This window comes from Kribbella sp. NPDC104218, assembly GCF_055584105.1.
The window spans coordinates 1,046,099-1,066,676 of sequence record NZ_JBVJMQ010000001.1; the positions used below are offsets into that span (position 1 = coordinate 1,046,099).

Consider the following 20,578-nt stretch of genomic DNA (forward strand, 5'->3'; position numbering starts at 1 on the left):
TTCACCAGGCGTTCTGGATCGTCTGCTTGATGCTGTTCCCGGCCAGGTCCGCGCTCGTGACGCGGAGACTCACGCCGCTCGCCGGCACCTTCGCCCGACCGGCGGCGTCCAGCGGGAGCCGTCGCCAGGTCTTACCGTCGGTGGAGATCTCGGCGGTGGTCCGGAAGATGCTCGCGCCGCGGTACCCCGGCTGATAGGCCGCCTTCAGCTCCAGCCGGTCGGCGGACCGGCGGTAGTCGACCTGGATCAGCGGCAGCACTCCACGGCCACGCGCCGAGTGGAATCGCCACTGGGTGTGCGTCGCGGTCGAGGTCTTGGCCCAGCTGTTCGGCCCGCGGCGCTGGTCGAGTGTCAGGTCGTACCAGGCTGCCTTCGCCGGGACGTCGAACTGCCCGGCCGACCAGTCCGCACTGCCGAGCTCGACCCCGTTGCTGCGCAGCTTCATCGCCGTCACGTCGCCCCGGTCACCCCAGCCGTAGACGGTCCGATCGCCGTTCACGTACTGCGGGATCGCGATCCGCAACGCATTCTCGAACCGAGCCGGCGGCCAGCCATCGGCCTCCTCACCAGCGGCAGCTGGGACGGCGGGCCGCATCAGCGGCTCCCACCAGCTCCGGCTCACCTGCGCACCGGGCCGGTACGCCCGCGGCAGCGTCGCCTCGATCCCCGACTCGTTCCACTCCCCCGCGGCTGTCTTCTCGTCCCACGTGACGCCGTTCAGATCGGTCGCCAGGTAGTCGGTCCGGGTGACCGGACCGCTGACGCCACGACTCGCCGTCAGGCCGGTGGCGATCCCGGGCAGGTGCGCGACGCGCTGATCGTCGTGCAGGAACCAGGCGTCGTTGCGCTGGTACGCCGTCGTCACCACCGCGGGCCGCATCTTCGCGAAGTCGTAGGTCAGCGGACCCCGCACGGACGACGGGCCGACGGCGAGGTCGTAGCGGTAGGTCGCGTCCCGCAAACCCGTTAGCTGCAAGGACGCCGGGCCCTTCTTCAGCAGCGCGAGCAGCTGCTTGCCCTGCTCGGCGCGGAGCAAGTAGAACGGGATCTCCTCGTCGGCGCCGGTCGACCAGAAGCCGGGCTCCTCGTTGTACATGAAGACGATCTTGGCGCCGGCGTCCTTCGCGGCCCGTAGCTGCTCGGCGACCCGCTCGTGGCCCTCGAACCGCAGCAGGACCGCTTTCCCCTTGCTACCAACCACATCGGCCGTCAGCGGCAGCCGCTCGGCCCCGACGTACGGCGTCCGGAACGAGCCTTTGTCCGGCGATGGCAGCCGGCCGAGGCCCGGGACGTCGACGGTCAGCTCGGGCTGCGCGAGATCCCAGCGCTGGACGACCTGGAAGGTGCCGTTGGCAACCTTCGCGAAATCCTGGACGAAGACGCCGTCGGCGACCCGGTTGTTGAACACCCAGCCGGAGACGGCGTTCCGCGCGCCGACCTGGCGGTTCCAGGCGATGCCGACACTCTGCGCCTCGGCCCGGCGTGAGGTCTTCACGGTCACCTTGTGCGCGCGGCGCGCGTCGAAGGTGTACGAGCGATCGCCGTCGATCCACTCGTCCGGGTCGCCGAGCAGGGTGACCGAGTTGGTCCAGTCGGCCTCGTCGACGCCCATCGCGTACGCCATCACGGCGTACCGGCCGGTCGGTACTTCGACCGTCTTGCTACCCGTCTGGTCGAAGGCGATCGCGGTGACGTCACCGGTCGCCTGGTTCCAGAGCTGGACGCCGCTCGCACCGGAGTTGGCCGGTTTGCCGTCGCGGCCGATCGCTTTGACCGTGACCTTGTTGAGCCGCCCGTCGGCGGCGAACCCGAGCCCGGTCCGGTACGACGTCGCGCCGCTGCTCGCTGTCAGGACGCCGGCGTACTTGGCCGGCCGGGTCTTGGCCCGATCGAGTGTCACGGTGGCGGACGCCGTCCCGCGCGCGGGAACGATCAGTTTCGCCGGGCTGACGCCGACGGCGGCCGCGACGCCGGACGCCGACTGCGCGTTGACCGACAGCCGCAGCGTCACCGGCCGGTTCGAGTTGTTGCGGTAGGCAATCTGTTGCTTACTCGCCGGGCCGAGGAACAGGTTGCCCGTGCTGGGCAGGATCGTCGGGTCGAGCGCCTTGGGGATGTCGATCCGGCCGAGCCCTTGCTCGTCGGGGCGAACGTTCTTGGTCGGGACGGCGGTCGTCGTCAGCGCGGCCTTGAGCTGGGCGCCGGTCCACTCCGGGTGCCGTTGCGCCAGGATGGCTGCGGCCCCGGCGACATGCGGCGTCGCCATCGACGTACCGGACATCGTTGTGTAGAAGCGATCCAGGACGTGACCGCCCGTCGTCCCGGCGGCGCGGGCGGCGGCGATCTCGGTGCCAGGCGCGGTGACCTCGGGTTTGATCGCGCCGTCGCCGAGGCGCGGGCCACGGCTGGAGTACTTGGCGAGACTGTTGTCGCGGTCGACGGCGCCGACGGTCAGAGCCTCGGTCGCCGCTCCCGGCGTCCCGACGGTCTCCTCGGCCCCGGCGTTACCGGCGGCGACCACGAAGAGCGCGCCGCTGGACTTCGCGAGCCGATCGACCGCCTGGCTCATCGGGTCGGTGCCGTCGGTCGGCCAGCCGCCGAGGCTCATGTTGACCACCTTGGCGCCCTGCTGGACGGCCCACTCCATCCCGGCGATCGCCTCCGAGTCCGAGCCGTTGCCGCTGTCGTCGAGCACCTTGCCGATCAGCAGGTCCGCGCCGGGCGCGACGCCTTTGCGCTGACCCGCGGACGCCGTACCGAGGCCGGCGACGACTGATGCGGTGTGGGTGCCGTGGCCGTGTTTGTCCTGGACGGTCTCGTTGGGGATGAAGCTCTGCGAGCCGACGACCTGCCGCGCGAGATCCGGGTGCGCGACGTCGTACCCGGTGTCGAGGACGGCGACCTTCACCCCGCGGCCGTCGTACCCGGAGCGCCAGGCGGACGGCGCACCGATCTGTTTCGTCGAGCGGTCGAGGGTGGCCCGGGTGCGTCCGTCCAGCCAGATCTTGGTCTGGTCGGAGGCGCTCTGCCAGAACGACTTGGCGTCGGTCTTGGCGACGCTGACCGCGCTGCTGCCGACGCTGCTGAGAGTTCGGCGGACGGCGGCGGTCTTCGGCGCCGGGCCGGTGACGATCAGCGGTAGTTGCTGCGTCGCCGCATCGTCGTAGCCCTGCGCGACGAGCTCGGTCAGATTGAACAGCCGCCGGTCCAGCCGGCCCGCGGTCAGCAGCGGGTACGCCGACGCCGGCACCAGGCTCAGGTCGCCGTCGAAGGAGCCGAAGTAGTACGGCTCGTCACCGATCAGCCGGGCCGAGGGCTTACCGCCGGGGCTGGTGCTGAGCTCGGCGACATCGCCGGTGACCAAAGTGATGCGGTGCGTAATCGCCCGCGTGACAGGCGCCGGAGAAGCCGATGCGGTGGTCGCCGACGTCAGGGAACCGGCGACCACCGCAGCAGCGAGGCCTAGCGCGAGGCTGGGAATTCGGGAAAGCACGGGGGGATCCTCCCGACGCCCCGACCCTCGCGAGGCCGTCGGAGAGAGCTTGACAGTCGGTAAGGGCCAACGGCCAGGCGAACTGTTGTCCTACCAGCGCCATGACCGAAAGTAGTCAGCTCACGCGAAGCGCTGGGCGACCCGCTCGACGCGGTCGACCAGGTCCAGGTCGTAGGCGACGCCGGGGATGTAGAAGATGACGTAGTCGGCGCCGGCCTCGAGCGCGGCCTCCACCTTGTGCGCGATCTCGTCCTCGGTGGTGATGTTGTTGTCCTTGGCGAACCGGTCCCAGCCGATCGGGCCGCGGGCGCGCTCGGTGGCCGCCTGCGGGTCGTCGCCCTTGTCGATCGGGAACACGTTGATCCCGGTCGACTTGATGATCTCGTCGTAGTCGCGGCCGAGTTTGTCGCAGTGCCCCTTGAGGATCGCGGCCTTCTCCCGGATCACCTCGGGGTTACCGCCGCCGATGTTCGCGGCGTCGGCGTACTGGGCGACCAGCTTCAGCGTGACCTGCGGACCGCCGCCGCCGATCCAGAATTTCGGCTTGGTGTTACCGGCCCCCTTGGGCAGGTTGATCGGGCCGTCGATCGAGTGGTGCTTGCCCTGGTAGACCGGGCGGTCCTCGGTCCACATCTTGTGGATGATCTCGGTGGCCTCGCGGAACGCGGCCATCCGCGGCTTCACGTCCTGCCACTCGTAGCCGTAGGCCTTCCACTCGTGCTCGTACCAGCCCGCGCCGATCCCGGCGTACAGGCGGCCGTGGCTGGCGACGTCGACGGTGGAGGCGATCTTCGCGTAGAGCGCCGGGTTGCGGTAACCGTTGCAGCCGACCATCTGGCCGATGTTCACCCGCTGGGTGTCGCGGGCCAGCGCGGCCGTCGCCGTCCAGCACTCGAAGGTCGTGTTGTCACTCGGCTCCGGCACGGTGTGGAAGTGGTCGAACAGCCAGATCGAGTCCCACGACTGCTCGTCGGCGCGCTTCGCGACCGCCGTCATCGCTTCCCACTGCTCCACCGGATCCGCGATCTGCGCGAGATCCATCTTCCAGCCCTGCGGTACGAAAATGCCGAAACGTGTGCTCATGGCCACCATCCTTTCCCTGGGCCCGGGTCGTGGTCCATCACCCTGGTCGCTGAATTCGTTCTCAATCCCTGCGGCAGAACTTCTGAATCGTTCGCGGCGTCGTACCGGTGAGACCACGGGAGGTAGCCATCACGTTCGACGAACTCTTCGACCTGGCCGCGCCGCAGATCACCGCCGGTACCCACGCGCGGGACGCGCCACCTGGCGAGGGCGGCCGGTGGCCGATCTCGGTCGTGTTCCGGCCGGACGGCCGGGTGGCCGACGTCCTGGACTCGCTGACCACGCAGGCCGCGCTGATCGCCGGCCGGCACCACTGGCAGACCGGGCGGCTGGGGTCGGCGCATCTGACGGTCCGCGCGCTCGAAGGTTTCCGCGCGGACGTCGCCGCCGACGATCCGGCCGTCGCCCGGTACGAGGCCGCCGTCCGCCGGGCCTGGTTCGGGGAGCCGGCCCGGTTCGCGGTCACCGGCTTGACGCTCACGCCGGGGTCGGTGATGGCGTGCGCCGTCCCGGTCGGGACGGTGGCGGACGAGTTCCTGGACCGGCTCGCGGTCGAGCTGGGGCCGGACGACTGGTTCGAGCGGTCGCACGGGCGGCGCGACATCTGGTACCTGAACCTGCTGCACTTCACCGGCGACATCATCGACCCGCACGGGCTGGTCAAATGGGCCGGCGACCGGCGGGCGCGGGACTTCGGGGAGGTGTCGATCGCGGCGCCGGAGCTGGTCCGGTTCCGGCTGGCGGACGGCGTCCGCCCGTTCATGCGACCCGAGCCGATCGGCCGTTATGCTCGGATTTCGGAGCTTTCTGCGCAAGGAAACGCCGGACCGTGCGACGGTGCTCGAAAGGGTCGCCCGTGAGAGCGCTCTAGTTCCGGAACCGGCGGGGTCTTGATCTGAGCGGCCCGGTGGCTGAGAGTCGGGCGCGACGCGGGCGCGCGCCCGCGCTGAGCTCAGGAGTCGCCCATGCCCAGGTGGCCTGTTGTCCGGAAGTCCCGAAGCCGAACGGCGGTGATCGCAGCCGCCGCCCTGCTGGCCGGCTCGCTGGTCACCCTGCCCGCCGCGGCCGATGACCCGGCGCCACTGACCCTCGCCGCCTTCGAGGGCGCCGAGCCGTTCGCGTCCCCGCCCAACCCCGGCATCTTCGGCTGGGGCAGTGACGCCGACGACCCGCCCACGATGCAGCTGCAGACCCGCGCCGACGCGCCGGCCGGCAACTCGGTCCTGGCCGGCACCTACGACATCAGCGGGTGGGGCGGTTTCACCCACGACATCACCTTCGACCAGAACCCCGGCGACTGGTCGAAGTTCAAGGGCATCCGGTTCTGGTGGTACGGCCAGAACACGGTCCAGACCGAGCCCGGCACCGGGAAGCGGATCTTCTTCGAGATCAAGGACGGCGGCGCCAACGCCGAGGCGTCGGAGCTGTGGAACACCAGCTTCACCGACGACTACCAGGGCTGGACGCAGATCGAGATCCCGTTCAGCGATTTCGTCTACCGCGGCGACTACCAGCCGGTCGGCGGGATCGACCAGATCCTGAACCTGAACCAGATGTGGGGGTACGCCTTCACGATGCCGGCCGGCTCGCCCGGCAAGTTCGAGATCGACCAGGTCGAGACCTACGGCAAGGCCGAGCCCGCCCTCAACTCCAGCATCAGCACGGACGCCGAGGTCTACCCGGTCAAGGAGGGCGGCAGCGCCCAGGTGAAGGTCGTGGTCTCGACCACGGCCAGTACGCCGCTCGAGGGCCCGGTCACGGTCGCCTACACCGCCAGCGGCGGGACGGCGGGCGCCGACGACTTCACCCCGACGTCCGGGACCCTCACCTTCCCGGCCGGTACGGCGTCCGGCAGCAGTCAGCTCGTCACCGTGCCGACCAGGAAGGACAAGTCGGCCGAGGTCGCGGAGACCATCCCGCTGAAGCTCACGGTCACCGGCGCGAAACCGCCGCAGACCGAGCCGCTCGTGGTGATCGACGCGCACGACCTGCCGTACCTGAACGCCAAGCTGCCGATCAAGAAGCGGGTCGACGACCTGCTCGGCCGGATGTCGCTGGCCGAGAAGGTCGGCCAGATGACCCAGGCCGAGCGGAACGCGCTCAAGTCCCGCAGCGACATCGCGACCTACGCACTCGGCTCGCTGCTGTCCGGCGGCGGTTCGGTGCCGACGCCGAACACCCCGGCCGCCTGGGCCGCGATGGTGGACAACTTCCAGCGCAGCGCGCAGGCCACCCGCCTGCAGATCCCGCTGATCTACGGCGTCGACGCCGTCCACGGTCACAACAACGTGGTCGGCGCGACGATCCTGCCGCACAACATCGGTATCGGCGCCAGCCGCGACCCGGACCTGTCCCGGCGGACCGGTGAGGTGACCGCGACCGAGGTCCGCGCGACCGGTATCCCGTGGGACTTCGCGCCCTGCCTGTGCGTCGTCCGCGACGACCGTTGGGGCCGCGCGTACGAGGGCTTCGGTGAGGACCCGGCGCTGGTGACCTCGCTGGCGACGGTCGTCACGGGGATGCAGGGCAAGGCCGACGGCAGCCAGCTGAAGAACAAGGACCGCGTGCTGGCATCGGCGAAGCACTACGCCGGCGACGGCGGTACGACGTACGGGACGGCGACCACCGGCGGCTACAAGATCGACCAGGGCATCACCCAGGTCAGCCGGGAGGAGCTGGAGCGGCTGCACCTCGCGCCGTTCAAGACCGCCCTCGCGCTCGGCGTCGGCACCGTGATGCCGTCCTTCTCCAGTGTCTCGATCGACGGCGGAACCCCGCTGAAGATGCACGGGCACGACGAGCTGATCAACGGCGTCCTGAAGGACCGGATGGGTTTCAAGGGCTTCGTGATCAGCGACTGGGCGGCGATCGACCAGCTGCCCGGGGACTACGTCAGCGACATCCGGACGTCGATCAACGCCGGACTGGACATGATCATGGTGCCCGCGCGGTACCAGGAGTTCACGTCCGGGCTGACCGCCGAGGTCAACGCCGGCCGCGTCCCGCTCAGCCGGGTGGACGACGCCGTCCGCCGGATCCTCGGTGAGAAGTTCAAGCTCGGCCTGTTCGAGCAGCCGTACTCCGACCCGGCGCAGCTCAGCACGGTCGGCTCGGCCAAGCACCGCGCGGTCGGTCGCGAAGCCGCGGCGAAGTCCCAGGTGCTGTTGAAGAACGAGGGCAACTTGTTGCCGTTGGCACCGAGCTCGAAGGTCTACGTCGCCGGGAGCAACGCCGACGACCTGGGCAACCAGCTCGGCGGCTGGAGCATCACCTGGCAGGGCCGCTCCGGCGCGACCACGACCGGGACGACGGTGCTGGCCGGGATCAAGCAGGTGGCGCCGTCCGCGACGTTCAGTGCGGACGCTTCGGCGCCGCTGACCGGCCATGACGTCGGTGTCGTGGTGGTCGGCGAACGCCCGTACGCCGAAGGTGTCGGTGACGTCGGCAACGGTCACGACCTGTTGCTCTCGGACGCCGACAAGGCCGCGGTGGACAAGGTCTGCGGCGCGATGAAGTGCGTCGTGCTGATCGTGTCCGGCCGTCCGCAGGTGGTCACCGACCAGCTCGGCAAGATCAACGCGCTGGTCGCGTCGTGGCTGCCGGGGACCGAGGGCGCCGGCGTGGCCGACGTCCTGTTCGGCAAGAAGCCGTTCAGCGGCCGCCTGCCGGTGAGCTGGCCGCGGACCGAGGCGCAGCAGCCGCTGAACGTCGGCGACGCGTCGTACGACCCGCAGTACCCGTACGGCTGGGGTCTGACCACCCAGGCCGCGGCTCGGCAGAAGCTGACCGAGGCGCGGAACGCCCTGCTGCGCAAGCACGACGCGTACGCGCTCGCGGCCGCTGTTTCGGCCGAGGTCGCGTTGCAGACCAAGGACTGGTCGGGCTCGAAGGCGCTGGTCGCACTGGCCGCGCTCGAGCAGTCGGCCCGGTTCCTGGACCGCAGCAAGGCCGACGGCTACGCCGAGGGTGATGCGGTCGTCGCCGCGGCGCGCTGGATCGCACAGAACAAGATCGGTCAGAACGTGACCGAGCCCGTCTCCAAGCTGACGGCGGACGCCGAGCACCTGGCCCTCAGCGGCCAGCTCGGCACCGCGGTCGCGAAGCTGGCGGCGGCGTACAAGACGAAGTAGCACTCGCGGGGCGGCCGGGAACTCCCCGGCCGCCCCGGCGGGTCACCTGCTCAAACCGCTGCTCGGGCCGGGATTGTTCGGCCGGTTCGGGCGCTCGCCCGTCGACTTCTCGATCGCGCTCTTGTGGACAGGCATCTGGAGCCCGAGGCGAATCGCGTTCTGCAGGTCGGGATCCAACGCGCTGTGCGCGGGGCCGTCATGTACGAGCCGCGAGCTGTTGACGAGCCCTTCGGCGGCCTTCTGCCAGCTGTAGTTGGTGATCAGGTGCGCGCGGAGCCGCATCGCCCGCTCCCGCTCCGCCGGTAGCGTCGCCAGGATCTCCTGCACGCGGTCGGCCCAGGCCGTCGTGTCATGACTGGACGCCCGCACGACCGACCCAGCGCCCAGCTCCCGCGGCACCCGCTGCTCGTCGGCCAGGAACATCCCGACGCCGGTGTTCATCTCGTCGACCAGAATCGGGACGCCGGCCCCGGCCGCCTCGGTCGCGACCAGCCCGAAGCCCTCGTGGTGCGAAGGCATCACGAACAGATCGGCGCCGTTGTAGTCGCGCTGCAGCTCGGCGGTGTCGTTGGTGAACTCCCGCAACCGCACCGAGTTGCCGCTCTGGATGTTGACGTCCAGCTGCGCCTTGGCCAGGTTCTCCGGTGGGACTCCGCGCATCGACAACTGAGCCGGGACGCCGCGGTCGCGCAGCTCGTTGATCACCTGGACCGCCTCGGGCCCACCCTTGAGCAGGTCGTCCATCCGGCCGGTGAGCAGCAACTCGTATCGGCGCTGGAAGGAGCGGTACACCGGCGGATCGAGCGGGACGACGCCCGGGATCAGCTCGTGCACCGGCTTGTCCAGCCGATCGCGCTGCAGCAGCTTCGCGGACTCCTCGGCGATCAGCGGCCCGACCCCGACGGTGAGATCGGCGCGCCGCATCCGCTCGACGTCCTCGCGGGCCTTGCGATCGGCGTGGGTGCCGTCGCCGTGCCGGGCGCGGCTGCCCTCCTCGGGGGACATGTGCATGACGTACGCCGTCATCGCGTTCGGGTAGTAGCGATCGCGCAGCTCGAGTGCGAGGTCGCCGGTGAAGCGGGCGTGGCCGACGATCAGGTCGACGTCCGCCGGGAGGCCCTCGCGGCTGAGCAGCATCTCCTGCTGGATGGCCAGCCGCTGTTTCGCGGTCTGCGTCGGGTCCGGCCACCGGTCGGGGTTCGTCGGGTGCAGGAGGTGCAGATTCGGGATGTCGGGGTCCTCGAACGCCTCCGGAAGCCAGACGTAGGCGCGATGACCGGCCTGGGCCTGACCGATCGCCAGCTCCCGCGTGACGGTGTGGCCGCCGGTGGTCGACGCCCAGCCGAGGCCGACGTTCAGGATGCGCAGCGGGCGATTGCCCCAAGGCTCAGTCCTCATGGAATTTCCTGCTCTCCAGGTCGGACCGCAGATCGACGATGCCCTGGATGTAGCGATCGCCGCCGACCAGCCGGCCTTCGAGCTGATCACGCATCAGCCGCGCCGCGAACTCGCCGAGCACCGACGTCAGCTCCATCACGACGCTGCGCGGGACGTGGGCGACCAGCGGATCCTCGGGATCGCCGATCCCGCGAGCGGCGTCCGCCAGGTACTGCGCGCGGGCGTCGAGCTCGACGGCGCGGCCGGCCGCCATCCCGTCGTCCACCCCGCTGCCGGGGGCGCCGTCGTAGTCCAGCGCGGTGAGGAGATGCCGGCGCGGATCCCGGGCTGGCCGGCCGGACGCCGGGTCGGCCGCCGCGCGCAGCTCCTGCGCACGTTGCCGGGAGTATCGCTCGAACTCCGCCTCCTCCAGCGCGCGGCGGAACCGGCGGTACTCCCGGTCGGCGACATCGGTGAGGCCGCAGACGGCGTCCCACTCGCGCTCGGCCGCGGCGAGCTCGGCGCCGGTGATCCCGGACGCCTTGAGGGCCACGATCTTCTGGCCGTGTTTGGCCAGCCAGCGGTTGTACTCGTACCACCCACGCTCATCGGTGGGGAACTCGTGCGGCTCGGCAGCCGAGCTGGGCATGTCCATTGCGGAATTTTAGGCGAATCAGGTCAGCGCCACCGCTCGGGAACGGAGGCGGCGGAGCATGCGGGCGTCCTCGAAGCCGACGGCGCGGGCCGCGGCCTCGATCGTGGCGCCGTGGCCGATCAGGTGTTCGGCCCGTTCGACGCGGAGCAGTTGCTGGTAGCGCAGCGGGGTGAGGCCGGTGGCTGTGGTGAACAGGCGGGTCAGCGTGCGTTCGCTGACGCCGATCCGGTCGGCGAGCTCGGCGAGCAGCAGGCGTTCGGCGTACCGGGCGTCGATCACGTCCTGGACGCGGTGGGCGAGATCGCTGAGGTGGCCGCGATGCCGCAGCATCACGCTGTCCTGCAGCTCGTCGCCGTTCCGCCGGGCGTAGACGACCATCTCGCGGGCGATCCGGGCGGCGGCCTCGGCGCCGCGCTCGACGGCGACCAGATGCAGCGCGAGGTCGATACCGCTGGCGATCCCGGCGGAAGTGATCACGCGGTCGTCCTCGACGTACAGGACGTCGCGGACGATGCTGCCGCGTGGATACCGCGCGGCGAGCTCCTCGGTCAGGTCGTGGTGGGTGGTGTAGCGGCGCCCGTCGAGCAAACCGGCCGCACCGAGCGCGTCCGCGCCGGAACAGACGCTCGCGACCGATCCGCCGGCGGCATGATGCGCGCGCAGCCGCTGCCGGACCGCAGGCCCGATCGGCGGCACCGGCAACAGCCGCGGCGACCGCCAACCCGGGACGACGATCAAGTCGCCCGGGCCGAGCTCCGGCCAGTCCAGCCGGGCCCGGACCGGGACTCCCTGCGCGGTGACGATCTCCTCGGTCTCGGCGACGTACGACGTCTCGTAGCCGTAGCCGAAGTCGTTCGCCGTCGTGAACACCTGGGCAGGCCCGGCCAGGTCGAGCAGGTGCAGCTTCGGCACCAGCAGGAAGACGACCCGGATGGTCCGCATCCGGTCAGGATGACACGAGGACGCCGGTCAGTTCGTCGATCGTCCGGATGGTGGCGAAGCGTCCCGCGAGCGCGTACTCCGTCCGTTCGGTGACGGTCTCCGCGGAGAGGGTGCGCGGGTCGGCGAGGATCTCGTCGACGGTCGCGTCGGCCGGTAGGTCCCAGTGCGCCAGCGGCATCGTGGCGGTCGCCTCGGTGACGAAGTCGACCTCGTAACCGAGGTCGGAGGCAATGCGGGCGGTGGTCTCGCAGCACTGCTCGGTGCGGATGCCGGAAACGACGACGCGGTTGACGCCGTGCTGGGTGAGCAGCTGCTGCAGGCTCGTGGTGGTGAAGGCGTTGTGCGCGGTTTTCATGATGACCGGCTCACCCACGATCGGCTCCAGACCTTCGATCAGCCGGACGTGACCGCCCGCCGGATCGAACGTCGTCCCGGTACCGGGCTCGGTGTGCAGGACCCAGACGACCAGCTCACCGGCAGCCCGCGCGTGCGCCACCAGCCGGTTGACCCGGTCGGCGATATCCGGCCGGTTCACCACCTGCCAGCTCGGGCGGACCCGGAACGATTCCTGGACGTCGACGACGAGAAGTGCGGTTCGGCTCATACCTCCATCGTCACCACCCGTCATCCCGGCCACCAGCCCCGATCCCGTCCGACCCCGGACCGATCCGGTCACCGCCCCCGGCGTCCACTACCAACGATGGAGAGGTCGGACGAATTCACACCGTTCCGAACTATTCCAAACACTGGACCGGAATGCTTACAGTGCGCGGGTCGGTGTGGAAACGCTCCCGCCGCAGCACGTCGATCAGTGAGGGGAACGCGATGCCCGAACACCTGCCCCGCCGTCAGGTCCTGCGGACGGCCGGAGCCATCGGCCTGGGCGCGGCCGCCGCCGGCGCCCTGACCGGACCAGCCGACGCCGCCGGCACTCCGGATAGGTTGGCCACCATGGGTGCACACCACGGCAAGCTCGAAATCGGCAAGGCTCCGTTCGGCACCACCCCGGACGGCAAGAAGGTGGACGTCTACACCTTCTCCAACGGCCGGGTGACGATCTCGATGCTCACCTGGGGCGCGACCATCCAGCGGGTCGAGACGCCGGACCGGCGCGGCCGGGTGAAGAACATCAGCCTCGGCTTCGACAACCTGCCGGACTACGCCGCCCTCAGCCCGTACTTCGGCTCGACCATCGGCCGCTACGGCAACCGGATCGCCAAGGGCAAGTTCTCGATCGACGGGAACGCCTACCAGATCCCGCTCAACAACGGCGAGAACGCGTTGCACGGCGGCACGCTCGGCTTCGACAAGAAGGTCTGGTCGGCCAAGATCGTCCAGTCCGCCAAGGCGGTCGGCGTCGCGTTCACGTACGTCAGCCCGGACGGCGAGATGGGCTTCCCCGGTGAGCTCACCAGCACGGTCACCTACACCCTCGACCGCGACGACGACCTGCGGATCGAGTACCACGCGACCGTCAAGGGCAAGCCGACGATCGTCAACCTGACCAACCACGTGTACTTCAACCTGGGCGGTGAGGGCAGCGGCCCGATCGACGGCCACGTCCTGCAGCTGAACGCGCCGAAGTACACCCCGGTCGACGCGACGCTGATCCCGACCGGCGAGATCGCGCCGGTGGCCGGGACGCCGTTCGACTTCACCAAGCCGACCGCGATCGGCGCCCGCCTGCGCGGCGACCACCCGCAGCTCGTCGTCGGCCGCGGCTACGACCACAACTTCGTCCTCGGCGGCAAGACCGGCGCCGACGGCCTGCGCTTCGCCGCCCGCTTCTGGGAGCCCGAGGACGGCCGCACGATCACCGTCCACACCTCCGAGCCCGGCGCCCAGTTCTACAGCGGCAACTTCCTCGACGGCACCTTCCGCGGTATCGGCGACCGCGCCTACCGCCAGGGCGACGCCTTCGCCTTCGAGACCCAGCACTACCCCGACTCCCCCAACCAGCCCAACTTCCCGTCGACGGTCCTGCGCCCCGGCCAGACCTACAAGTCGACCACCGTCTACAACTTCGGCACGAAGTAAGCACTTCGAGCTGAAACAGCAGCAGCCCGCACCGGCGATCGGTGCGGGCTGCTGTGTGTTCGGGTCAGTTCTGCGAGGCGGTGACGAGCCCCTGCTCCTCGTCGTACTGCTGGATGAAGCGGTTGGCCATCGGCTCGCTGGAGTTGATCGCGGCGGCGAGTTCCTTGGCGTTGCGCTCGCGGCCGGCGGGCCAGTCGGCGAGCAGCCCCCAGGCGCGGGCGCGCTTCTTCTCGAGCTCGGTGGGCTCGGGCTCGTCAGCCTTCGCCTCATCGGACTTCGGCTCGGCGGCCTTCGGCTCCGGCGTGGTGATCAGGGCCGGGGGCTGGGTGTCGCTGCTCGGCTCGGCGAACGGCGACGGGCCCTGCGGCTTCTGGACGACGGGCTCCACCTTGGCCTTGGGGGCGGTCGGCTTGAGCTTGCCGTTGGCGCGGACGACGTGCTCGCTCTCGTCCTCGACGACGACCGCCTCGGCGACCGGCTCGTCGCTGTTGCGGTCGTAGGGCAGGTAGTCGACGGCCATCAGCTCGCCGGTCATCGCCTCGCCCCAGGCGTCCTCGTCGCGCAGGTTCACGCCGGTGCCGGAGCCGCGCAGCTGCCGCGCGCGGGTCTCGCCCTCGACCACCCAGACCGCTGCCCGGACCTCACCCTCCGGGGCCGCCTCGGGCTCCGGCGGCGGCGAGATCGCCTTGGTCAGCTTGTTGGTGATGACCTCGTAGTTGATCCGGTCCTCGAGCATGCCGGCCAGCCGGTCCGGGTCGTAGGTCGTCTCGGCGATCTTCGCCAGCCGCTCGTCCTGGTGCTCGGAGCGGATGTACTCCGCGACCGTGCTCGCGATCGCCTCGCGCCGGGTCTTGTTGCGGATCTGGTGCCGCGCGGCGTGCAGGCTCTCGTAGAGGCCGTAGCCGTGCTCGATCGCCAGCGAGCGCGCCTGCCAGGTCACCTTCGGCTCGCGGGCCCACTGGACGACGCCGTACACCGGCGCGGTGGTCGCCATCTGACCGGCCCGCCGCAGCGCGTCCCGGCGCCGCGCCGAGCTGTGGATCAGCCACAGCACATAGGCGAACGCGGACAGGCCGCCGAAGCCGAAGGCGAGGAAGCGCTCCTCGGGCCGCCAGTGGCCGACGACGTTGAAGACGACCGCGATCACGGCCGCGAACAACGACATCGCCCGGTAGGCGTAGGCCGTCTCACCCTTGCGCCGGCGCAGGTCGGCGAGCGCGGCGGTGGCGACGCCGCCGAGCTCGAGGACCGCCACCGCCGGAGTGACGAGGACGATCTTGAGGAACGTCGAGAAACCGGAATCCGGCCACGGAATGTGGGTCACACCGGCCCACACCTGACCGACGAGGGCGGCCGCGGCCGCCGTTGCGTAGAAGGCGTAAGCGACTTTGTCCGCACCCGTGAGCGGTACGTTCGCCAGTTCGCCAGTACTGCTGGTGCTGGTGTTCTCCTGCAAGACGTGGTCTCCTGACCGGTTTGGGCACTCCGGCAGATCCATCGGTGACGGCGGTGCGGTGCTGTGGTACGGCGGCACGAGGCTACCGGTTCCCGGCCCCGATCGGGGAGGCGAACCCGGAAACATCCCAAACCTGCCCGCCACACCCAGCCCCACACGCAGGAAAACCCGCTCCGTCCCGCGACCTCGGTGTACGGACGAACGCTACACAGTACTCAGGTCCACGGCGCACCCACCTCGCTGAACAGGCTCAGCTCGGCGGCGGCGCGGTCGATCCAGTGCTCGACGTCGTGGACGATCGGGTGCCGGTCGGGGCCCGCGCCTTCCCAATGGAACAAGGGCTCCGGGATCGGGCGCGGGTCGGCGGCGAGGCGGATCGCCTCGACGACGCGGGTGAACCCGCCGGTCGCGGTGAAGGGACAGTAGAGGGGGACGGCGGGGTCGGCGCGATGGTCGATCAGGTTCTCGAGCAGGTCGGCTTGGCCGTACGTCGTCCCGTCGAGAGAGTTCGACGAGTAGCGCAGGACCGCTTCGCCCCGAGAGCCGTGAACTGTCACCGTCGGCTCGAGGTGTTCGGTCGCGCACAGGGTGACGGCGATCAGGATGCGGGTGCCGCGGGTGGTCGTGATGCGGACGGTCGAGGTGTCGTCGGACTCGATGTCGTTGGCGCGATAGAGGTCGGTCTCGACCTTGCTGATATCGGCGACTCCGGTCGATCCGTCCAACAGCAACGCGGCTGCGGTCGAATGCGCGAGTGGGTTGGTGACCGCGCCGTCCACGACCGGTACGCCGTCCAGCGTGCGGCGCCCCGCCCAGGGCGCGCGGTCGAAGTAGCTGCGCTTGCGCAACCACTTGCCGGTGGCACTGATCCCGCGAATCTCACCGAGCCGCCCATCCCGCATCATCCGCGCCAGCTCCAGCGTCGCGCCCGAACCCTGCGCCTGGAACCCAACCTGACAAGCGCGCCCCGTCTCCCCGATCACCGCCGCCAACCGCTCGAACTCCCCCAACGTCGCAGCCGGCGGCTTCTCCAGCAGCACGTCAGCCCCCGCCCGCAAAGCCACCTCCGCCAACGGCACATGCGTCTGAATCGGCGTACTGATCACAACAACATCCACCGACGTCCCAGCCAGCAACTCCTCAAGCGACGCAAACGCCGGAACACCCAGCCCTACCGGCGGCCGCGGGTCAGCCACCCCCACCAACTCAGCACACCGCAACGCATTCCGAACATGAGTAGCCCCATGCCCATGCACCCCCACAACCCCAACCCGAGCCTTCGTACCCACTCAAACCCCTCCCTCACCCAGCCAGCCGCGTCGACAGTCACACCACGACTAAACCTACGATTACCGCCGCCAGCGGCTGTCCACGGCGTCAAGGTGAGCTCTGAATCTGCGAGCGTCGGGTGCCGGCAGTGCGCCGGCTACTGCGTGCAGGAGCGCCTGGACGTCGTCGAGCGGTTTCCAGCACGTTGGATGACCGCAACAGCCCAGGTAGCAGCAGCTCTCGTAGTCCGGCTCGTCCACCCGTCCAGGTGGCTCTTGCGACTCACGTTCCCAGCGGCGTAAGGCGGCGTCGATCTCGCCGGGGACGAAGCGGGAGCTTTCGAGCTTGGCGATCGTCGCCCGGCCGTACGGCGAGATTCTCAGCCAGGTCAGACCAGAGGTCTTGGTGCGGCGGCGCGCGGCTTTCGCGCGGAGCTCTGCCGGACGCCTACGCGGCATCGGCCTTTCTGTGCTCGCTCATCCGGCAATGGTGCCACAGAGCTAGTAGCCGCGGAGGCGGGAGGTGATTTCGGTTTCGGCGGGTTTGTGGGCTTCTTCGGTGGCGGCGGGCTGGTGGCGCTGGGCTTCCTTGGCGGTGGTGTAGGCGCCGGCGTGGAAGGCTCGGGCGAGTTCGGCGTCTTGGGCGGTCGCGGCGGCGTTGCCGTCGTGGGTGTCGAGGTCTTCGGCGAGTTCGCGGACGCCGGAGCGGGTTCGCATGAGGTCTCGGTCGACGTCGCTAGCGGTTTCGCGGACGAAGGTGGGGCCGGGCTCGTTGCGGTGCTCGATGAGCTGACCGAGGGACTCCTGGGCGCGACCGATGCGGGTGTTGGCGCGGTCGAGACTGTCCTGGGCGGAGTGGACGGCGTTGTCGAAGCCGTTCAGCCGGTGGGTGAGGCGATCCATCAGCTCGCGGTCTTGTTCGACGGGGAGCTGTTGGAGCTCTTCGAGGGCCTGGCGGCCGACTCCGAGGCCGGTGGTTGCGCTGTCCAGGCGGTCGCGGATCTCGCCGACGAGGTGGCCGCCGTTCTCGAGCCGGCGGTCGATCTGGTCGGCGACGTACTGGGCGTTCTGCAGGAAGGGCCGGGCCTGGCCGGTGGCCTCCATCTTGCTCGCCTGGAGCGGGAGCTCGAAGATCTCGTCCTCGGCGCGGCGCAGGGCGGTGTTGAGCTCGTGCGTCGCGTCGGCGGCGTGGCTCAGCTTGAGGCGGGCGTCGTGCAGCGCGCTGGCGGCGATCTCCGCCAGCTCGGCGGCGCGGCGCTGCGGCTCGAGCGACGGGGTGCTCACTTGTCGAGCTCCTCGTCGGCCGCCAGCGCGTCGCGCAGGGTCGCCTCGAGGGTGTCGAGCTCGGCGCGCGCCGCTTGCAACTCCGCGCGCGCGGCCTCCAGGCCGTGGCTCGGCTCGGTCGGCTCCGTGGACACCTGAACCACACTCCTCTAGGACAACCGGGAACAACTACTCCGGTTGAGCCTAGATCAGCGGCGGGCCAGGAGCTCGGCGGCCTCGGTCGCCCAGTAGGTGAGGATCTGGTCGGCGCCGGCCCGCCGGATCGACGTCAGCGTCTCCAGGATCGCCCGCTCCCGGTCGATCCATCCGTTCGCCGCGGCGGCCTCGACCATCGCGTACTCACCGGAGATGTTGTACGCCGCGACCGGCACGTTCACGTGGTCGCGGACCTGCCGGATGATGTCCAGGTAGGCCAGCGCCGGCTTCACCATCACCAGATCCGCCCCCTCGGCGATGTCCAGGTCGGCCTCGCGGAGCGCCTCGCGCGCGTTCCCGCCGTCCTGCTGGTAGGTCTTGCGGTCGCCCTGCAGCGTCGAGTCCACCGCCTCGCGGAACGGCCCGTAGAAACTCGACGCGTACTTCACGGCGTACGCGAGAATCACGGTGTCCAGGTACCCGGCCGCGTCCAGCGCCTTGCGGACGACGCCGACCTGCCCGTCCATCATCCCGGACGGGCCGACGACATGCGCCCCGGCGGCCGCCTGCGCGACCCCCATCTCGGCGTACAGCTTCAGCGTCGCGTCGTTGTCGACCCGGCCCGCGGCGTCCAGGACGCCGCAGTGCCCGTGCGAGGTGAACTCGTCCAGGCAGAGATCCGACATCACCAGCAGCGCGTCACCGGCCTCGCTGACCGCGTCCCGGATGGCGACGTTCAGGATGCCCTCCGGATCGAGGCCGCCCGAGCCGGTCTCGTCCTTGTGCTCCGGGACGCCGAACAGCATCACGCCGCCGAGCCCGGCCTGGGCCGCCTCGGCGACCGCCTTCCGCGCGGTGTCCCGGGTGTGCTGGTAGACACCCGGCATCGAGCTGATCGCGATCGGCTCCCGCGCGCCTTCCCGGATGAACATCGGCAGGATCAGCTGCCGCGGCTCCAGCGTGGTCTCCGCGACCAGCCTGCGCATCGCCGCCGACGACCGCAGTCGGCGGGGCCTCACCTCCGGGAATCCAGTCACTTCAGTCAGCTCTTCCTGCGAGAACCTGCACGACGTTCGGACGGACGGGTGACGGGATCGCCCGCTGCCACCATGGTGTCACGGCGTTCCGCGCCGAACCGGGCGAGTGCCTCGGCCAGCTCCTCCGCGGACGGCGACTCCGCCATCGCGTCGACCCGCAGGCCGTGCTCCTCGGCGGTCTTCAGCGTGGCCGGGCCGATCACCGCGATCACCGTCGACGCGTGCGGCTTACCGGCGATGCCGACCAGGTTCCGCACGGTGGACGACGAGGTGAACACGACCGCGTCGAACTTGCCGGACTTGATCGCCTCGCGGGTCGGCGCGGGCGGCGGAGCGGCCCGGACGGTCCGGTACGCCGTCACGTCGTCCACCTCCCAGCCGAGATCGGTCAGGCCCGCGACCAGCGTCTCGGTCGCGATGTCGGCGCGCGGCAGGAACACCCGGTTGATCGGGTCCAGCAGCTCGTCGTACGGCGGCCAGTCCTCGACCAGGCCGGCGGCGGACTGCTCACCGGTCGGGGTCAGATCCGGCCGGATGCCCCAGGCGGCGATCGACTCGGCGGTCTTGTCGCCGACCGCGGCGATCTTCAGCCCGGAGAAGGCGCGCGCGTCCAGGCCGTACTCGTCGAACTTCTCCCGGACCGCCTTGACCGCGTTCACCGAGGTGAACGCGACCCACTCGTACCGGCCCTCGACGAGCCCGCGGATCGCCTTGTCCATCTGCTGCGGGTTGCGCGGCGGCTCGACGGAGATCGTCGGCACCTCCTCCGGCATCGCGCCGTAGCGGCGCAGCCGGTCCATCAGCGGGCCGGCCTGGTCCTTGGTGCGGGGCACCAGGATCCGCCAGCCGAACAGCGGCTTGGTCTCGAACCAGGACAGCGCCTCGCGCTGTTCGACCACGGCGCCGACGATGACCACGGCCTCGCCGACCACCTTCGCGGCCCGCAGGTCGGCGACGATCGTCTCCAGCGTGCCGACCACGCTGGTCTGGGCGGTCGTCGTCCCGCCGACGGTCGCGGCGACCGGCGTACCGGCGTCGAAACCGGCCTCGACGAGCGCGGCGACGGTCTCCTTGAGGACGTCGGTCGCGTTCAGCAGGACGAGCGTCTGCTTGGCGTGCAGCCGGCTCAGGTCGAGTTTGGCCTCGGCCAGGTCGAGGACGGTGACCTCGCGGTCGTTCTTCATGGTCAGCGGGATCCCGGCGTACGTCGGGACGGCGCTCACCTCGCTGACACCGGGGATCACGTTGAAGCCGATCCCGGCCTTGCGGCAGGCGGCGGCCTCCTCGGCGCCGCTGGAGAACGTGAACGGGTCGCCGCTGAGCAGCCGGACCACGTTCGCCTGGGCCTTGGCGGTCTTCACCACCAGGCGGGCCCGGGCGGCGACCTTCAGCGCCCGGCTGCCCTCGGCGCCGGAGCCGTCGATCACCTCGACGCCCTCCTTGCAGTACGTCAGGAACGCGTCGTGTTCGGGGCCCTCGACAACGACCGCGTCGGCGCCGGCGAGCACGTCGCGCCCGGCCAGCGTCAGCAGCGACGGGTCACCGGGACCGACGCCGACGAATGTGACGTGGCCGAGTGGTTTGGCCTGCTTCACCGCGGCGGCCTTCACTTGCTGAGGTGTCGCGGATGCCGCGGTGGCCGCTGTCTTCGCAGTGCTCACGTCTGCCTTCGCCCTCGTCG

The 20,578-nt window shown here is 70.2% G+C and carries 16 protein-coding genes; 3 read left to right on the top strand and 13 right to left on the bottom strand.

Annotated features, from left to right (window positions below; genetic code table 11):
* Position 1 precedes the first annotated feature (1 nt).
* A complete protein-coding gene (locus tag ACZ6ZD_RS05010; RefSeq protein ID WP_465668456.1) occupies positions 2 to 3,493 on the bottom strand; it encodes a S8 family serine peptidase in 3,492 nt (1,163 codons plus the stop codon).
* 120 nt (positions 3,494 to 3,613) lie between these two features.
* Complete coding sequence (locus ACZ6ZD_RS05015) at positions 3,614 to 4,576, bottom strand: TIGR03560 family F420-dependent LLM class oxidoreductase (protein ID WP_465668458.1); 963 nt, start codon at positions 4,574 to 4,576, stop codon at positions 3,614 to 3,616.
* A gap of 107 nt (positions 4,577 to 4,683) precedes the next feature.
* Between ACZ6ZD_RS05015 and ACZ6ZD_RS05020 the strand changes: the two genes are divergently transcribed.
* On the top strand, positions 4,684 to 5,436 hold the full coding sequence (locus ACZ6ZD_RS05020; protein ID WP_465668459.1) for a hypothetical protein: 753 nt from the start codon (positions 4,684 to 4,686) through the stop codon (positions 5,434 to 5,436).
* A 105-nt stretch (positions 5,437 to 5,541) separates the two neighbouring features.
* Positions 5,542 to 8,706, top strand: coding sequence for a glycoside hydrolase family 3 N-terminal domain-containing protein (locus tag ACZ6ZD_RS05025; RefSeq protein WP_465668461.1), 3,165 nt, complete (start codon positions 5,542 to 5,544; stop codon positions 8,704 to 8,706).
* Positions 8,707 to 8,748: 42 nt separating this feature from the next.
* On the opposite strand, the gene ACZ6ZD_RS05030 is transcribed toward ACZ6ZD_RS05025, so the two are convergent.
* From ACZ6ZD_RS05030 to ACZ6ZD_RS05045, 4 genes are read right to left on the bottom strand one after another with little or no spacing between them, the layout of a single operon-like run.
* A complete protein-coding gene (locus ACZ6ZD_RS05030) occupies positions 8,749 to 10,104 on the bottom strand; it encodes a glycosyltransferase family 4 protein (RefSeq protein ID WP_465668463.1) in 1,356 nt (451 codons plus the stop codon).
* The gene (locus ACZ6ZD_RS05035; RefSeq protein ID WP_465668465.1) at positions 10,094 to 10,738 is read right to left on the bottom strand and encodes a hypothetical protein; all 645 of its coding nucleotides are present in this window, start codon (positions 10,736 to 10,738) and stop codon (positions 10,094 to 10,096) included. The genes ACZ6ZD_RS05030 and ACZ6ZD_RS05035 overlap by 11 nt, the downstream gene beginning before the upstream one ends.
* 18 nt (positions 10,739 to 10,756) lie before the next feature.
* Positions 10,757 to 11,680, bottom strand: a complete 924-nt coding sequence (locus ACZ6ZD_RS05040) for a GlxA family transcriptional regulator (protein ID WP_465668466.1) — start codon at positions 11,678 to 11,680, stop codon at positions 10,757 to 10,759.
* A 4-nt stretch (positions 11,681 to 11,684) separates the two neighbouring features.
* The gene (locus ACZ6ZD_RS05045) at positions 11,685 to 12,284 is read right to left on the bottom strand and encodes an isochorismatase family protein (RefSeq protein ID WP_465668468.1); all 600 of its coding nucleotides are present in this window, start codon (positions 12,282 to 12,284) and stop codon (positions 11,685 to 11,687) included.
* Between the two features lie 152 nt (positions 12,285 to 12,436).
* On the opposite strand from ACZ6ZD_RS05045, the gene ACZ6ZD_RS05050 reads away from it, so the two are divergent.
* The gene (locus ACZ6ZD_RS05050) at positions 12,437 to 13,717 is read left to right on the top strand and encodes an aldose epimerase family protein (protein ID WP_465668470.1); all 1,281 of its coding nucleotides are present in this window, start codon (positions 12,437 to 12,439) and stop codon (positions 13,715 to 13,717) included.
* Positions 13,718 to 13,781: 64 nt separating this feature from the next.
* Here the strand turns inward: ACZ6ZD_RS05050 and ACZ6ZD_RS05055 are convergent, their stop codons facing one another.
* The 7 genes from ACZ6ZD_RS05055 to ACZ6ZD_RS05085 form a co-directional block, all read right to left on the bottom strand.
* Positions 13,782 to 15,173: a hypothetical protein gene (locus ACZ6ZD_RS05055; protein ID WP_465668472.1), complete on the bottom strand. Its 1,392-nt coding sequence runs from the start codon at positions 15,171 to 15,173 to the stop codon at positions 13,782 to 13,784.
* Between the two features lie 215 nt (positions 15,174 to 15,388).
* Positions 15,389 to 16,462 (bottom strand): Gfo/Idh/MocA family protein, encoded by a 1,074-nt coding sequence (locus ACZ6ZD_RS05060; protein ID WP_465668473.1) that lies wholly within the window; start codon positions 16,460 to 16,462, stop codon positions 15,389 to 15,391.
* A 60-nt stretch (positions 16,463 to 16,522) separates the two neighbouring features.
* On the bottom strand, positions 16,523 to 16,900 hold the full coding sequence (locus tag ACZ6ZD_RS05065; RefSeq protein ID WP_465668474.1) for a hypothetical protein: 378 nt from the start codon (positions 16,898 to 16,900) through the stop codon (positions 16,523 to 16,525).
* A 42-nt stretch (positions 16,901 to 16,942) separates the two neighbouring features.
* Positions 16,943 to 17,725: a hypothetical protein gene (locus ACZ6ZD_RS05070; RefSeq protein WP_465668476.1), complete on the bottom strand. Its 783-nt coding sequence runs from the start codon at positions 17,723 to 17,725 to the stop codon at positions 16,943 to 16,945.
* Positions 17,722 to 17,859, bottom strand: a complete 138-nt coding sequence (locus ACZ6ZD_RS05075) for a hypothetical protein (protein ID WP_465668477.1) — start codon at positions 17,857 to 17,859, stop codon at positions 17,722 to 17,724. Before ACZ6ZD_RS05075 ends, ACZ6ZD_RS05070 begins: the two co-directional genes overlap by 4 nt.
* Before the next feature lie 54 nt (positions 17,860 to 17,913).
* The gene (gene hemB / locus ACZ6ZD_RS05080) at positions 17,914 to 18,879 is read right to left on the bottom strand and encodes a porphobilinogen synthase (RefSeq protein WP_465668479.1); all 966 of its coding nucleotides are present in this window, start codon (positions 18,877 to 18,879) and stop codon (positions 17,914 to 17,916) included.
* A gap of 23 nt (positions 18,880 to 18,902) precedes the next feature.
* Complete coding sequence (locus ACZ6ZD_RS05085) at positions 18,903 to 20,558, bottom strand: bifunctional uroporphyrinogen-III C-methyltransferase/uroporphyrinogen-III synthase (protein ID WP_465668481.1); 1,656 nt, start codon at positions 20,556 to 20,558, stop codon at positions 18,903 to 18,905.
* Positions 20,559 to 20,578 lie beyond the last annotated feature (20 nt).